A 15,454-nucleotide genomic window follows, 5' to 3' on the forward strand; every position below is an offset into this window, starting at 1 on the left:
GACCAACACGGAATTTTCGGAGCCCTTCATGAGCGACCCTCAACAAACCGCCGCCAACGCGCCCGCGCCTGCGCCGAAGCAGAGCAGTGGCAAGCGCCGCATGCTGATGACGCTGATCGTCCTCGTCATTCTCATCGCCGCGATCGCATACGGCCTGTACTACTTCCTCGTCGCCCGCTTCCACGAGTCGACGGACGACGCGTACGTCAACGGCAACGTCGTGCAGATCACGCCGCAAGTGGTCGGCACGGTGGTATCGGTGAACGCCGACGACACGCAGACCGTGAAGGTCGGCGATCCGCTCGTCGCGCTCGATCCGGCGGACTCGAAAGTCGCGCTCGATCAGGCGGAAGCGAATCTCGCGCAGACGGTGCGGCAGGTTCGCACGTTCTTCGTCAATAACAACCAGTATGAAGCGCAAGTGGCGCTGCGCAAGTCGGACTTGTCCCGCGCGCAGGACGACCTGCGCCGCCGCCTGACGGTCGCGCAGACGGGCGCAGTCTCGCAGGAAGAAATCTCGCACGCACGCGACGCCGTGCGCAGCGCGCAGGCCGCGCTCGACGCCGCGCAGCAGGAACTTGCCTCGAACCGGTCGCTGACGGCGAACACGACTATCGCGGACCATCCGAACGTGCTCGCCGCCGCCGCGAAGGTGCGCGACTCGTACATCAACTACGCGCGCAACACGCTGCCCGCGCCGGTCACGGGCTATGTCGCGAAGCGTTCGGTGCAGGTCGGCCAGCGCGTCGCGCCGGGCAATCCGCTGATGGCCATCGTGCCGCTCAACGGCGTGTGGGTCGACGCGAACTTCAAGGAAGTGCAGCTCAAGCACATGCGCATCGGCCAGCCGGTCGAACTGACGGCCGATCTCTACGGCTCGGGCGTCGTGTTCCACGGCAAGGTCATCGGCTTCTCGGCCGGCACGGGTTCGGCGTTCTCGCTGCTGCCCGCGCAGAACGCGACCGGCAACTGGATCAAGGTCGTGCAGCGCCTGCCGGTGCGTATCGAACTCGATCCGAAGGAACTGGAACAGCATCCGCTGCGTATCGGCCTCTCGATGAACGTCGACGTCACCATCAAGGACGAGCAAGGCGGCCAGCTGGGCAACGTGCCGAACACCGTCTATCAGACGAACGTGTTCGACAAGTACGGCGCCCAGGCCGACGCGGAAATCGCGCGCATCATCCAGCAGAACGCGGGCGGCGGCGCGGGCACGCAAGGCGCGGGCTCGCCCGCGGCTTCGCGCGGCAACGCGACGAAGTCCGCGTCGGCCGCCAAGCTGATGTAAGCGGCCGCCTCGCGGAACCAACACATGTCTCAAGCTAACGTCGTCCATCCGCCGCTTTCGGGCGGCAAGCTCGTCATCGGGACGATCGCCGTGTCGCTCGCGGTGTTCATGAACGTGCTCGACACGTCGATCGCGAACGTGTCGATTCCGTCGATCTCCGGCGATCTCGGCGTGTCGTCGGATCAGGGCACGTGGGTCATCACGTCCTTCGCGGTCGCCAACGCGATCTCGGTGCCGCTCACGGGCTGGCTCACGCAGCGATTCGGACAAGTGCGCCTGTTCCTCGGCTCGATCATCCTGTTCGTGCTCGCGTCGTGGCTGTGCGGTCTCGCGCCGACGCTGCCGTTCCTGCTCGCCGCGCGCGTGCTGCAAGGCGCGGTCGCCGGCCCGATGATTCCGCTGTCGCAGACGCTGCTGCTTGCGAGCTATCCGCGCGAAAAGGCACCGATGGCGCTCTCGATGTGGTCGATGACCACGCTCATCGCGCCGGTCGCGGGGCCGGTGCTCGGCGGGTGGATCTCCGACAACATCTCGTGGCCGTGGATCTTCTACGTGAACATTCCGGTCGGGATCGCAGCGGCGCTCGCCACGTTCGCCATCTTCCGCGACCGCGATTCCGCGATCCGCAAGGCGCCCATCGACACGGTCGGCCTCGGGCTGCTCGTGATCTGGGTCGGCTCGTTGCAGATCATGCTCGACAAGGGCAAGGATCTCGACTGGTTCAACTCGACGACCATCGTCGTGCTCGCGTTGATCGCGGTCATTTCGTTCGCGTTCTTCATCGTGTGGGAGCTGACGGCGGAGCATCCGGTCGTCGACCTGTCGCTCTTCGAACTGCGCAACTTCACCGGCGGCACCATTGCGCTGTCGATCGGCTACGGGCTGTATTTCGGCAATCTCGTGCTCCTGCCGCTGTGGCTGCAAACGGACATCGGCTACACGGCGACGAACGCCGGGCTGGTGATGGCGCCGGTCGGCGTGTTCGCCATTCTGCTTTCGCCGATCACGGGCAAGTTCCTGCCGCGCACGGACCCGCGGCGCATCGCGACGGCCGCGTTCCTCGTGTTCGCGCTCTGCTTCTGGATGCGTTCGCGCTACACGACGGGCGTCGATACGTGGACGCTGACGCTGCCGACGCTCATTCAGGGCATCGGCATGGCGGGCTTCTTCATTCCGCTCGTGTCCATCACGCTGTCGGGCTTGCCGGGGCATCGCATTCCGGCGGCGTCCGGCTTGTCGAACTTCGTGCGGATCATGTGCGGCGGCATCGGCACGTCGATCTTTTCGACGGCGTGGGAACATCGGTCGATCGTGCATCACGCGCAACTGGTCGAACAGGCGAACTCGTACAACCCGACGTTCGCCAATTCCATGCAGCAGATGAGCGCGCTCGGCATGTCCAAGGAGCAGACTTACGGGCTCTTCAACAGCATGGCGACGCAGCAGGCCGCGCAGCTCGGCGTGAACGACATGTTCTATATCTCGGCGGGAATTTTCGTCGCGCTGATCGCGCTGATCTGGATCACGCGTCCCGAGCGCTCGGGCGGCGGCGATTCGGCAGCGGCGGCATCGGCCGCGCATTGAACGGAATGCATCGGCGGAAATGAAAAGGAGAGGCGCTGGCCTCTCCTTTTTTATTTGTGCATGCGCGCGCGGCGGTCAGTCAAGACCCGCTCACCACCAACCGCTCAGGGGCGAGCACGCCTTCCGCTGCTCGCGCGACGCCGAGCAGCTTGCCCGCATCGTCGTAGACGCGCACTCGCGTGTCCTCAGCCTGCCAAACGGACGCCGATTCGCTCAGTTCATCCAGACGCAGCCGCTGACCGTGCCTAAAGCGCCGCGTCGCGTCGTCGCGCAGATGCACGGCCGGGAACGTCGACAACAGCGCATCGACCGGACGCAGCCAGCCATCGCGTTCCGACTCGCCCGCAGCGGCTAACGCGTCCAGCGTCACCGCGCCTACCAGCGTCAGCGCGCCGACTCCGGTGCGACGCAGCGCCGTCAGATGCGCGCCGCAGCCCAACGCCTCGCCGATATCTTCCGCCAGCGTCCGCACATACGTGCCCTTGCTGCAGGTGACGCGAAACGTCACGAGCGGCAGCGCGCAGGCGATCATTTTCAGCGCGTGAATCGTCACCTGACGGCCTTCGCGCTCGACCGTCTGCCCGGCGCGGGCGTATTCGTAAAGCGGCTTGCCGTCGCGCTTGAGCGCCGAGTACATCGGCGGCACCTGCACGATGTCGCCGAGAAACCGCTGCATCGCCGCTTCGACGGCCGCTTCGTCGCACAGCACATCACGCGTCTCGACAGCCTCGCCTTCGGCATCGCCCGTCGTCGTGCGAATGCCGAGGCGCATCGTCGCTTCGTACGTCTTGTCCGCTTCGAGCAAGTCTTGCGAGAACTTCGTCGCCTCGCCGAAGCACAGCGGCAAAAGGCCGGTGGCAAGCGGATCGAGCGTGCCCGTGTGACCCGCCTTCTTCGCCAGATAAAGGCGCTTCGCCTTGATGAGCGCGTCGTTGCTCGACAGACCGAGCGGCTTGTCCAGCAGCAACACACCGTCGAGCGCGCGGCGCGGGATCTTCGGACCGCCTTTCACTCACGCACCTTCTTCGTCGTCTTTGGCGCGCGTCGCGTTGGCTTCGTCGATCAGGCGCGACATCTCGACGGCCTTCTCGATCGTCTTGTCGTAGTGGAAATGCAGCGTCGGCACCGTATGAATGTGCAGTCGCTTGAACAGCAGGTTATGCAGATGACCGGCGGCGTGATTGAGCGCCTCTTCGGTCTGCTTCGGATCGCCCGTGAGCGTCGTGAAGTAGACCTTCGCGTGCGCGTAGTCGGGCGTCAGCTCGACGCTCTGCATCGTGACGAGGCCGATACGCGGGTCCTTCACCTCGCGCATCAGTTCCGAGAGATCGCGCTGAATTTGGTCCGCAATCTGCACGTTGCGATTCGTGGACGTACGTCTTTTAGCCATGATCTTGGTTCCTTCCCTTCTCTATCGCCGCGCCAAAGAAAAAGGCGGAGCGAGCCGTCAGGCCCGCTCCGCCTCGAGCTCGGCGTACTAATGCATTACAGCGTGCGAGCCACTTCCGTCACTTCGAAGACTTCCAGCTGGTCGCCTTCGACGATGTCGTTGAAGTTCTTGATCGAGATCCCGCACTCGAAGCCCTGACGCACTTCCTTGACGTCGTCCTTGAAGCGCTTCAGCGAATCCAGCTCGCCGGTGTGAATCACGACGTTGTTGCGGATCACGCGCACCGATGACGTGCGCTTCACGAACCCGTCCGTGACCATACAACCCGCGATCAGACCGACTTTCGGCACGCGAATGACCTGACGCACCTCGACCGTGCCCGTCACCGTCTCGCGCTTCTCCGGCGCGAGCATGCCGGACATGGCCGCCTTCACCTCATCCACTGCGTCGTAGATGATGTTGTAGTAGCGAATGTCGATGCCGTTCGATTCCGCCAGCTTGCGGGCTTGCGCATCCGCACGCGTGTTGAAGCCGATGATGACCGCCTTCGACGCCGTCGCCAGGTTGACGTCCGACTCGCTGATCGCGCCGACCGCGCTGTGCACAATCTGCACGCGCACTTCGCCGGTCGAGAGCTTCTGCAGCGATTGCACGAGCGCTTCCTGCGAGCCCTGCACGTCCGCCTTGACGATGAGCGGCAGGTTCTGCACTTCGCCTTCGCCCATCTGCTCAAGCATGTTCTCGAGCTTCGCGGCCTGCTGCTTGGCGAGCTTGACGTCGCGGAACTTGCCTTGACGGAACAGCGCGATTTCGCGCGCCTTGCGCTCGTCCGGCAACACGATGACTTCTTCGCCCGCCGCCGGCACTTCCGACAGACCCTGAATTTCCACCGGAATCGACGGACCTGCCGACTTCGTCGGCTTGCCGGTTTCGTCCAGCATGGCGCGCACGCGGCCGTAGGCGCTGCCCGCGAGAACCACGTCGCCGCGGTTCAGCGTGCCCGACTGCACCAGAATGGTCGCGACCGGACCCTTGCCCTTGTCGAGCTTCGCTTCGATCACGAGACCCTTCGCGCCGGCGTCGACCGGAGCGGTCAATTCCAGCACTTCGGCTTGCAGCGACACGTTTTCCAGCAGATCGTCGATGCCCTTGCCGGTCTTCGCCGACACTTCGATGAACGGCGAATCGCCGCCGTACTCTTCCGGCACCACGCCTTCCGCCACCAGTTCCTGCTTCACGCGGTCCGGGTTCGCTTCCGGCTTGTCGATCTTGTTGATCGCCACGACGATAGGCACGCCGCCCGCCTTCGCGTGAGCGATCGCTTCCTTCGTCTGCGGCATCACGCCGTCGTCGGCTGCGACCACCAGAATGACGATGTCCGTTGCCTTCGCACCGCGCGCACGCATGGCCGTGAAGGCCTCGTGACCCGGCGTATCCAGAAAGGTGATGACGCCACGCGGCGTTTCGACGTGATACGCGCCGATATGCTGCGTGATGCCGCCCGCTTCGCCCGCCGCCACTTTCGCGCGACGAATGTAGTCGAGCAGCGAGGTCTTGCCGTGGTCGACGTGACCCATGACGGTGACGACCGGCGGACGCGGCAGACGCTCTGCCGTTTCCTCGGCGGCTTCGCCTTCGATGAGCAGCGCCTCGGGATCGTCCAGCTTCGCCGCGACCGCGCGGTGGCCCAGTTCCTCGACGACGATCATCGCCGTTTCCTGGTCCAGCACCTGGTTGATCGTGACCATCTGGCCGAGCTTCATCATCACCTTGATGACTTCCGAAGCCTTCACCGACATCTTGTGCGCGAGATCGGCCACCGAGATGGTTTCCGGCACGTGCACTTCACGGACGATCGGCTCGGTCGGCGCCTGGAACGACGTCTGTTCCTGATGCTTGCCGCGACCCTTCGGACCGCCGCGCCAGCCGCGATCCACGCCGCCGCTCGTGTCGCCGCGCGTCTTGATGCTGCGGCGCTTCGATGCGTCGTCCTGCTGCCAGCCGCCCTTGCCGCCGGCTTTCTTCTTGTCGCCGGTCGGCGCCGTCGTGGCGGGCGCTGCCGCGCCGGGCGCCGGCTTCTTCGCGGCTGCCGGACGCGCGGCTTGCGCGCCTTCGGGTTTCGCCGGCTTGTGCAGCGTGCCCTTCGCTTCGGCAGCCTTGGCCGCTTCGGCGGGCTTCGCCGCGGGCGCCGGTTCCGGCGCCTTGACCTGCGCCTTGCGCGGCGTGTTCATCATCTCGCGAATGGCGCGCGCTTCGGCTTCCGCCGCGGCACGACGCTTCGCGATGGCTTCCTGTTCGAGACGCGCCTTCTCGGCGGCTTCGCGCGCGGCGTCTTCCGCCTTCTTCGCGGCTTCGCGCTGGGCGGCGCGTTCGCTCGCCGCCTTTTCTTCCGCTGCCTTTTCGGCGGCTTCGCGCTGGGCCGTATCGTCCTGCTTCGGCGGCTTGGCCTCGGCCTTCACCTCAGCGGCGACCGGCGTACGAGCTTCCTGACGCGCTGCCTGCGCGGCGCGCGAGATCTCGGCGGCCTGCGCGGCGGCTTGCGCACGACGCTCGGCTTCCGCTTCCTGGCGGCGACGCTCGGCTTCAGCCGCTTCCTCGCGGGCGCGACGCTCCGCTTCTTCCTGTTCGAGACGCGCCTGACGCTCCTTCAACTCGCGCTCTTCGCGCTCGAGTTGCTCCGCGGCGCGGCGAGCTTCTTCCTCGCGGCGCTGGAGTTCGGCCTCGTCGACCTCGTCTTCGACATGATTCGGCGTCTCGGCCGGCTGCTCGATGCCTGCCTCGTCGCGCTTCACGAACACACGCTTCTTGCGCACCTCGACCTGAATGGTGCGAGCCTTACCCGTTGCGTCGGATTGCTTGATTTCCGACGTATGCCGGCGGGTCAGAGTGATCTTGCGCTTGTCGGCATCGGCGGACCCGTGCGACTTGCGCAAATGATCGAGCAGACGCGCCTTGTCCGTTTCGGACAGGTCGTCGTTCGCGCTCGCTTTCTGGACGCCAGCCGCCTGCAACTGCTCGAGCAGCACGCCCGCAGGCATTTTGAGTTCCGCGGCAAATTGGGCTACGTTGTTACTCGCCATTCATTCCTCTTGATGCAAGGATCAGTCCTTGCGGTTAGATCGGGTCATGCGGCCGAACCGGCCGCGATATTTCAGTGCGCCATGGTCATTTCTCACTGGAACCAGTGTTCACGTGCTTTCATGATCAACGCGCGAGCGTTATCCTCTTCCATCCCGGTCATCTCGACCAGTTCATCTACTGCCAGCTCCGCGAGGTCGTCGCGGGTCTGAATCTGATGCTCCGCGAGCTTCGCGAGAAGCTCGTTGTCCATGCCTTCGAGGCTCTTCAGATCGAGCGCGACGCCCTCGACCTTCTCCTCGTTGGCGATCGCCATCGTGAGCAGCGCGTCACGCGACCGGTTGCGCAGCTCGTGCACGGTGTCTTCGTCGAACGCTTCGATTTCGAGCATCTCGTTGAGCGGCACATAGGCGATTTCTTCGAGGCTCGTGAAGCCTTCGTCGATCAGGATGTCGGCGACTTCCTCGTCCACATCCAGACGCGCCATGAACAGATTGCGCAACTTGCCGCGCTCTTCGTTCTGCTTCAGCGCCGATTCGTCCGGCGTCATGATATTGATCTGCCAGCCGGTGAGCTCGCTGGCGAGTCGAACGTTCTGGCCGCTGCGGCCGATGGCGACCGCGAGCTCGCTCTCGTCCACGACGACGTCCATCGAATGCTTCTCTTCATCGACGACGATCGACTGAACGGCTGCCGGCGCGAGGGCGCCGATCACGAACTGCGCGGGGTCTTCCGACCATAGCACGATGTCGACGTTCTCGCCACCGAGCTCGTTGCGCACGGCCTGCACGCGCGAACCGCGGATGCCCACGCACGTTCCGATCGGATCGATGCGCTTGTCGTAGGCGATCACCCCGATTTTCGCACGCACGCCGGGATCGCGCGCGGCCGCTTTGATTTCCAGCAGCCCTTGTTCGATTTCCGGCACTTCGAGTTCGAAGAGCTTCATCAGGAACTCGGGCGCGGTGCGCGACAGTTCGATTTGCGGACCACGCGCCGTGCGGTCCACCTTCGCGATATACGCGCGCACGCGGTCGCCCACGCGCAGGTTTTCCTTCGGAATCAGCTGGTCGCGGCGCAGCAGCGCTTCCACGCGGCCGGATTCGACGATGAAGTTGCCCTTGTCCAGACGCTTGACCGAGCCGGTCATGATCTTCTCGCCGCGCTCGAGGAAGTCGTTCAGGATCTGCTCGCGCTCGGCGTCGCGCACCTTCTGCAAAATGACCTGCTTGGCAGCCTGCGCGCCGATGCGGCCGAATTCGATCGACGGAATGGGTTCCTCGATATAGTCGTCCACTTGCGCGTCGGGCTTTTGCTCCTTCGCTTCGAACAGCAGAATTTCCTGGTCGGGCTCCTGAAGGCCCGCCTCGTCCGGCACCACGCGCCAGCGGCGGAACGTCTCGTGCTCGCCGCTTTCACGGTCGATCGCGACGCGAATATCGACATCTTCCTCGAACAGCTTTTTCGTTGCCGAAGCAAGCGCAGCCTCCAGAGCTGCGTACACCACGTCCTTGTTGACGTTCTTTTCGCGCGCCAGCGCATCCGCCAGCATCAAAACTTCGCGACTCATTGTTTGCGGCTCCTAAAGTCAACTTTGGGGACGAGACGTGCTTTATCGAGGTCCGCGAGCGTGAAATCGAGCATCGCGGCGCCGTCCTTCCCTTCGAATTCCAAACCGATCTTGTCGCCCTCGGGGGCGTGCAGAACGCCGCGGAACGACTTGCGCCCGTCCAGCGGCTTTTTCAATGTGATGACGGCTTCGTTGCCGGCGAAGCGCTCGAAGTCGGCCAGCTTCTTGAGCGGGCGGTCGAGCCCCGGCGACGACACTTCGAGGCGGTCGTAATCGACGTTTTCGACTTCGAGCACATACTGAAGCTGACGCGTGACTTTCTCGCAGTCTTCGATGGCGATACCGGCCGGCTGGTCGATATAAATACGCAGCATGCCGCCTCCCGAACGTTCGAGATCGACAAGCTCGTAGCCCAGGCTCGAGACCGTGGTTTCAATCAGTTCCGTCAGTTGCACAGTAACTCCAAGGTGTTTCGCGCCCGCGCCGCGAAACACCTGCGGGCGAGCGCCTTGACTGGGCGCACCCCTGCTCCCGAGATGCCGAACCAAAAAGCCAAAAAAAAAATGGGCGCAACGCCCATCTTTTTCAACCGAGGTCGCACCCGGGCAGCGCAAAAACTATGTGCCCAGCGACTCCGTGATTTTAGCCATTTTTCGGGATAAACGCAAACGTAAAGCCCGCGATCGGACCCGTTTCGTGCCAGTTCGCATGCTTTTTTGCTTTATGCCGATGGCTCGACGACGCGATTCGAGTGGATCGGCCGCAGGCTCACCCGCGACCGACCGAAACGGCTCGTCAACGCGCGTTCAACGTCCGCGCGTGCGGTTGCGCGGGCCGCGTCCGGCGCCGGCCTTGCCTTGCCCCGCGCCTTGCTGCCCGCCGCCCTGACGGTTGCCGCGCGGGCCGTTGCCGCTCGCCGGACGCTTGGCCGGCCCGCTCATGCCTTGCGGACCCTGTCCGCGCGCATTGCGCTGCCCCGAGCGGCCGCCGTTCGCGCGATTGCCATTCGGCTCGTTGCCGATGCGGTTGCCGTTCGGCTCACGACCGCCTCGTCGGCCCGGGCCGCCAGCGTTGCCTGTATTGCCCATGTTGCCGCCGAAGCCGCCCATGCCACCCACCCCGCTCGCGCCGAACGCGCCGGGAAGCCCGCCCGCGCCGCCGCGCCGGCCGCCGCGCGCCGGCGTCTGCGCCGCGCGCAAGTGCGAGCTCAAGACCGGTTCGCGCGTGATGAAGCCCATCGACGTCTGCATCGGATCGGGCTGAACGCGCGGCGCGGCGCTGCGTCCGCCCTTCTCGGCCGTCGGCGCCTTCAGGCCGACCGCCGCCATCAGGCTGCGCACCTGGTTGTCTTCGAGTTCTTCCCAGCGCCCGCGCTTGAGGCCGCGCGGCAACGCGATCGGACCGTGGCGCGTGCGGATGAGGCGGCTGACCATGAGCCCCGCCGCCTCGAACATGCGGCGCACTTCGCGATTGCGGCCTTCCGCCAGCGCGACGTGATACCAATGGTTCGTGCCTTCGCCGCCGCCGTCCTGAATGCGCAGGAAGTTGGCGGGGCCGTCGTCGAGCTCCACGCCTTTCAGCAGCTTCTGCTTCATCGCCTCGGACAACTGACCGACGACGCGCACCGCATATTCACGCTCGACGCTGTAACGCGGGTGCATGAACCGGTTCGCCAGATCGCCGGAGGTCGTGAGCAGCAGCAGCCCTTCCGTATTGAAGTCGAGCCGGCCGACCGCGAGCCACTTCGCCGTCTTCATCGACGGGAGCTTGTCGAACACCGACGGACGGCCTTCCGGGTCCGCGTGACTGACGATCTCGCCCGTCGGCTTGTGATACAGCAGGATGCGCGGCGGCTTGCTCGCGAGCTTGCGCTTGAGCGGCTTGCCGTTGATGCGCACCTGGTCGGTCGGCATGATGCGCTGGCCGATGTGCGCGGGCTCGCCGTTCACCGACACGCGCCCTGCGATGATCAATTCCTCCATGTCGCGACGCGAGCCCATGCCGGCGTCGGCCAGCACTTTGTGCAGTTTGGGGGCGTCGTCGTCCGGTTCCAGCACGCGCTTTTGCTGGGGCGCGTTGCGGCCACGGCGCAGCATCGGCGCGCGCACGCCCGCCGAGCCGTTGTCCGCGTCGAATGCCGGGGACGTGACGTACGCAAAGACGTCGTCGACGGCGGCGGCCGCCGCGCTCTCGACGGTCGCCGGGCCTGCATCGTTGCGCTTGCCGTTGCGCGGCTGCCGTTCACGCTTTCCCGGCGGATTCTTGCGCTGCCCGCCCTCGCGGGGCGCGGCCGCTGCGACTTCGCCCGACGCTTCCACGGCGACTTCTGCGTCATCGCGACGCCCACGCTTGCGGCCACCTTGCCGCGCGGCGTCCTGCTGCCCTTCCACCGTCTCGCGCTTGGGCTCGCGCTTCGCTGCCGGTTTTCGCGGCGCCTTCGCGCCCGCTTCCTTGCGCGGCGCGCGCGCCTGCGCGGCGGCGCCTTCCGGCGGCGGCGCGTCGGTCGCGGCGTCCGGCGCGCCATCCGCGCCCTTGGTCTTGGCGACAGCCCGGCGGCGTGCGATCAGACTGCGCGGACCGCGGCGCAGGCCGCGGCGCGGACGATCGTCGCCGTCGGCGCTCTCGTCGGTGCGCGTGCGTTCGCCGGCATCGGCCGACTCATGGGCGTCCGCGCCATGCACGGGGCGCGCGGATTCGGGCGAATCGCTGTCGTGGGAGTGTGTCAAAACAACCTCAAATGTCGAATTGCGCACCCTGGCGGGCGCGTCAAAAATTTCCGCTGACCGGTCCGGCTCGTCGTCTTCGACGTGATGTTTTATCGAGAGCCGGTTAAATCAGGGGCCATGCAATTGCATCAGGCGCGGCGCGCCTTCGGTTCTTCGTCGGAGTCGCCGTCGTTCAGGTCGGCGTCGTTCCGCTCGACGCCGCTCGATAGGCGGGCGTCGGTCGCATCGTGTTCTCGATGTGTGCCAGCGTCGCCTGCGTCGGCCAACGCAGGCGTTTCTTCTGAATCGGATGCATCGGTCGCGGGCATCAGGCGCACCTCGGTCAACACAGGCCCGTCCTTGTCTTCGCTCGCACGAAGCGTTCCGGCCTCGGATGCTTCGCTCGGCGAAGCGTCCGGCGTGTCGGCGACGGCAGGCATCGCGGCCTCGGGCGCATCGCTCGCGACGTTCGCTTCTGCGGGAGCCGCCACGGCCGTCGCGCCGTCCACCGTGTTTTCGCCAGCAGACGCCTGCGCCGCCGCGCCGTCCGGAAAATCGATCGAATGCTGCGCGAGCAGCGACGCCTCGAACTGCGCCGACGGATTGTCCAGCGCCGGCAGTTCGTCGAGCGCGGTCAGGCCGAGGTCGTCGAGAAACTGCTTGGTCGTGGCGTACAGCGCGGGCCGGCCGGGCACGTCGCGATGTCCGATGACCTCGATCCACCCGCGATCTTCCAGTTGCTTCACCACCTGCGTATTCACCGTCACGCCGCGAATCTCTTCGATATCGCCGCGCGTGACCGGCTGTCGATAAGCAATAATGGCGAGCGTTTCGAGCACCGCCCGCGAATATTTCGGCGGCTTTTCCGGATTGAGCCGGTCGAGATAAGTCCGCATGGCGGGCTTGCTCTGAAAGCGCCATCCCGACGCAAGCGCCACCAGCTCGACGCCGCGCCCCGTCCAATCAGCCTGTAGTCCTTCGAGCAGCGTGCGCACCGTATCGGCCGAAATGTCCTCGGCGAAGAGCTTGCGCAATTCACTCACCCGCAGCGGTTCCTGCGCGCAGATCAAAGCAGTCTCGAGGACGATTTTCGCCTCTTGGGTATTCATGCAGCTTGGGTCAACCCTTAATGGTCAATGATCCGGTTCAAAACGAGCCTGAGCGAGTTCGAACGTCACCGAAGCGGTGCGCACGATAAAGCTGGACGCGGAGTTTCAAGACGCGCTCGCCCGATTGTAATCGGTCATATTGATTGGGAGCACGCACCGGGGAGAGGCGACAATGGGCGATCGGTGAGCGAATCGCCGGGCCATCTCAGCCGGACGAGGTGGCGCTTTCCTAGGCGAAAGCGCGTGACTGAGCGCCATATTACGCAAAAAGAACCGGGGCGTAAAGGTGATCGATTACGCCCGACTCTGCTCACTTCCCACTCGCTTAGCCCTTACTTCGCGCCTCGGTCAGACAAAAAGCGCCGCAGGCGTTCGACGCCCACGTCGAGGCGCGCGGGATCGCAGGCGTAGCACCAGCGCACGAAGCCTTCGCCTTCCGCGCCGAATGCGCTGCCCGGCGCGAGCCCGAGTCCCGCCTCTTTCACCAGCGCCTTGCACAGTTCGAGGCTGCGCTCGGCGCCCGGCAGCGAGAAGAACAGGTACATCGCGCCATCGGGGGCGCGCACGTCGACCCCTTCGATACGCTGCAACGCGTTCACCAGATGATCGCGGCTCGCACGCAGGTCCGCGACGAGCGATTGCGTGAACGGCTCGCCCTGTTCCACCGCGACGATGCCCGCCTGCTGCACGAACGACGGCGCGCACGACGTGTTGTATTCCACGAGCTTGCCGAGGTCGTCCATCAGGCGCGCGGGCGCGACGAGCCAGCCGAGCCGCCAGCCGGTCATGAGCCACGCCTTCGAGAACGAATTCACCGCGATCACGCGCTCGTCGCGATCCGCGAGATCGAGGAAGGACGGCGCCACGTTCGCGCCCGGACCGTAGTACAGGCGCTCGTAGACCTCGTCCGCCACGATCCAGATGCCGTGACGGCGGCAATGGTCGAGCACGGTGCGCTGCTCGTCGCGCGTCATCGTCCAGCCGGTCGGGTTGTTCGGCGAGTTGATCATCAGCATGCGCGTGGACGGCGTGAGCGCGGCGAGCAGCCGGTCGAGATCGAGCGTCCATCCGCGCTCGCCGTAGGTCAGCGAGACCGTTTCGACCGTCGCGCCGAGAATCTTCGGAATCTCGACGAGGTTCGGCCACAGCGGCGTCACCGCGACCACGCGGTCGCCCGCGCCCGCGACGAGTTGCGCGGCCAGCATCAGCGCGTTCACGCCCGCGCTCGTCACCGCGATGTGATCGGCGGGCGTCGGGCCGTGCAGCGCGCTGACGTAGCGGCCGAGCGCCTCGCGCAGCGGCGCGATGCCCAGGTTGTGCGTGTAGAACGTCGCGCCGTCGGCGAGCGCGCGGCTTGCCGCATCGCGAATGAATTCGGGCGTGACCCGGTCCGATTCGCCAAACCAGAACGGCAGCACGTCCGGCACGCCGAATCCGGCGTTCGCGACTTCGCGAATCTGCGAGGGACGCAACGCCCGCACGGCGTCGCGCGCGTTCGGCGCGCCGCCCGCGTGCGCCTGCGCCGTCAAGCCGCCCAATTCAGCGATTACCGCGCCTTCCGATTCACTCATCGCCCGCTCCGTCGAAAAGGAAGAAGTCTAACGCGAGCGCGATAAAAAGCGCGCGCCCTTCAGAGTTCTTCGGCGCGTCGCGGCAGCCCTGCGATCAGCGACCACACCGACTGCGCCGCCGGCGACAGCGAGCGGTCGCGCCGCCGCACCAGTTCCACCGTGCGTTCGGCGCGCGGTTCGAGCGGCAGCGCGACGAGCGACGAATCCGCCGGCAACGGCAGCGCGAGCCACGGCAGCACGCTCACGCCGACGCCCGCTTCCACCAGTCCGAAGACGGTCGCCGAATGACCGAGCTCCTGCACCACGTGCGCTTCGACACCGTGCTGCTGCATGACGGCATCGATAATCGGGCGGCTGCCCGATGCGTAGTCCAGCATGACGAGCCGCTCGCCCGCGAGCGCGTCCCAAGGCGCGGCGCGTTCGTGCGCGAGCGGATGATCGCGCCGCGCGACGAGGCAGAACGAATCGGTCATCACGGCTTCGCCGTGCAGATCGTCGGCGGAAAACGGGCCGATCACGACGCCGAAATCCACTTCGCCCGACTTCACCTTGCGAAGCACGTCTGACTGGACGTCGTCCCGCAGGCTGAGCGTGACGAGCGGAAACTGCCGCGAGCAGGACGCAATCACGCGCGGCATCAACCGGCACGCGATCGTGGGGCTCGCCGCGACGATCACCCGGCCGCGACGCTGCTGCCCCAGATCGCGCGCTTCACGCAGGGCTTCGTCCAGATCGGCGAGCAGGCGCGACACGGTGCCGACGAGATCCATGCCGACATCGGTCAGTTGCACTTCCCGCGTGGTCCGGTCGATCAGCTTGAGCCCGATTTCGCTCTCCAGTTCGCGCACGGAGCGGCTCACCGCTGACTGCGTCAGGCCGATCTCGGCGCCGGCGCGGCTGAAGCTGCGTAGCCGCGACACTTCGATAAAGACGCGCAGTTGGCGCAACGTCACATTCAGGGAGGCGTTCATTCCGGCGATTCATGAAAAGCTTGGTCTCATGCGAAATTATAGGCCATCGCGACGGTTTCGCTGCGGTGCAGCAAACCGCCCGGAACGCACGCCGGGAGGGCCTGCTGCACAGGATTGGTGATTGTCCCGATTTCTTAATCAATCGGATTCGGGTCTGATACGGGCCATGCTGGCATCGCGTCAGCCTA

The 15,454-nt window shown here is 65.6% G+C and carries 11 protein-coding genes; 2 read left to right on the top strand and 9 right to left on the bottom strand.

Annotated features, from left to right (window positions below; translation table 11 throughout):
• Window positions 1-28: 28 nt before the first annotated feature.
• The gene (locus tag LDZ24_RS07945; protein WP_248319989.1) at window positions 29-1,288 is read left to right on the top strand and encodes an HlyD family secretion protein; all 1,260 of its coding nucleotides are present in this window, start codon (window positions 29-31) and stop codon (window positions 1,286-1,288) included.
• A gap of 24 nt (window positions 1,289-1,312) precedes the next feature.
• Window positions 1,313-2,872 carry a DHA2 family efflux MFS transporter permease subunit gene (locus LDZ24_RS07950; protein ID WP_248319990.1) on the top strand — a complete coding sequence of 520 codons (1,560 nt, stop codon included), beginning with the start codon at window positions 1,313-1,315 and terminating at the stop codon, window positions 2,870-2,872.
• 79 nt (window positions 2,873-2,951) lie between these two features.
• Here LDZ24_RS07950 and truB read toward each other — a convergent pair whose 3' ends face one another.
• The 9 genes from truB to LDZ24_RS07995 all read right to left on the bottom strand — a co-directional run bounded on the left by truB (window position 2,952) and on the right by LDZ24_RS07995 (window position 15,254).
• Window positions 2,952-3,884 (bottom strand): tRNA pseudouridine(55) synthase TruB, encoded by a 933-nt coding sequence (gene truB / locus LDZ24_RS07955; protein WP_248319991.1) that lies wholly within the window; start codon window positions 3,882-3,884, stop codon window positions 2,952-2,954.
• Window positions 3,885-4,262 carry a 30S ribosome-binding factor RbfA gene (gene rbfA, locus LDZ24_RS07960; RefSeq protein ID WP_175940501.1) on the bottom strand — a complete coding sequence of 126 codons (378 nt, stop codon included), beginning with the start codon at window positions 4,260-4,262 and terminating at the stop codon, window positions 3,885-3,887.
• Between the two features lie 95 nt (window positions 4,263-4,357).
• The gene (gene infB, locus LDZ24_RS07965) at window positions 4,358-7,342 is read right to left on the bottom strand and encodes a translation initiation factor IF-2 (protein WP_248319992.1); all 2,985 of its coding nucleotides are present in this window, start codon (window positions 7,340-7,342) and stop codon (window positions 4,358-4,360) included.
• A gap of 92 nt (window positions 7,343-7,434) precedes the next feature.
• Window positions 7,435-8,910, bottom strand: coding sequence for a transcription termination factor NusA (gene nusA, locus LDZ24_RS07970; RefSeq protein ID WP_175940503.1), 1,476 nt, complete (start codon window positions 8,908-8,910; stop codon window positions 7,435-7,437).
• Window positions 8,907-9,365, bottom strand: coding sequence for a ribosome maturation factor RimP (gene rimP, locus LDZ24_RS07975; protein WP_175940666.1), 459 nt, complete (start codon window positions 9,363-9,365; stop codon window positions 8,907-8,909). The genes nusA and rimP overlap by 4 nt, the downstream gene beginning before the upstream one ends.
• Window positions 9,366-9,716: 351 nt before the next feature.
• Window positions 9,717-11,636 carry a 23S rRNA pseudouridine(2605) synthase RluB gene (gene rluB, locus LDZ24_RS07980; protein WP_248319993.1) on the bottom strand — a complete coding sequence of 640 codons (1,920 nt, stop codon included), beginning with the start codon at window positions 11,634-11,636 and terminating at the stop codon, window positions 9,717-9,719.
• A gap of 128 nt (window positions 11,637-11,764) precedes the next feature.
• Window positions 11,765-12,724 (bottom strand): SMC-Scp complex subunit ScpB, encoded by a 960-nt coding sequence (gene scpB / locus LDZ24_RS07985; protein ID WP_248319994.1) that lies wholly within the window; start codon window positions 12,722-12,724, stop codon window positions 11,765-11,767.
• A 332-nt stretch (window positions 12,725-13,056) separates the two neighbouring features.
• Window positions 13,057-14,295, bottom strand: coding sequence for a pyridoxal phosphate-dependent aminotransferase (locus LDZ24_RS07990; protein WP_248319995.1), 1,239 nt, complete (start codon window positions 14,293-14,295; stop codon window positions 13,057-13,059).
• A gap of 59 nt (window positions 14,296-14,354) precedes the next feature.
• Window positions 14,355-15,254, bottom strand: coding sequence for a LysR family transcriptional regulator (locus LDZ24_RS07995; protein WP_248322305.1), 900 nt, complete (start codon window positions 15,252-15,254; stop codon window positions 14,355-14,357).
• Between the last annotated feature and the right edge of the window lie 200 nt (window positions 15,255-15,454).

Source organism: Caballeronia sp. Sq4a (assembly GCF_023170545.1).
Lineage (GTDB): Bacteria > Pseudomonadota > Gammaproteobacteria > Burkholderiales > Burkholderiaceae > Caballeronia.

What these genes read in the sequence shown, in the direction of transcription:
- LDZ24_RS07945 (WP_248319989.1), top strand. Translation starts at nt 29, where the DNA reads ATGAGCGACCCTCAACAAACCGCCGCCAACGCGCCCGCGCCTGCGCCG.
- LDZ24_RS07950 (WP_248319990.1), top strand. Translation starts at nt 1,313, where the DNA reads ATGTCTCAAGCTAACGTCGTCCATCCGCCGCTTTCGGGCGGCAAGCTC.
- rbfA (WP_175940501.1), bottom strand. Translation starts at nt 4,262, where the DNA reads ATGGCTAAAAGACGTACGTCCACGAATCGCAACGTGCAGATTGCGGAC.
- infB (WP_248319992.1), bottom strand. Translation starts at nt 7,342, where the DNA reads ATGGCGAGTAACAACGTAGCCCAATTTGCCGCGGAACTCAAAATGCCT.
- nusA (WP_175940503.1), bottom strand. Translation starts at nt 8,910, where the DNA reads ATGAGTCGCGAAGTTTTGATGCTGGCGGATGCGCTGGCGCGCGAAAAG.
- scpB (WP_248319994.1), bottom strand. Translation starts at nt 12,724, where the DNA reads ATGAATACCCAAGAGGCGAAAATCGTCCTCGAGACTGCTTTGATCTGC.
- LDZ24_RS07990 (WP_248319995.1), bottom strand. Translation starts at nt 14,295, where the DNA reads ATGAGTGAATCGGAAGGCGCGGTAATCGCTGAATTGGGCGGCTTGACG.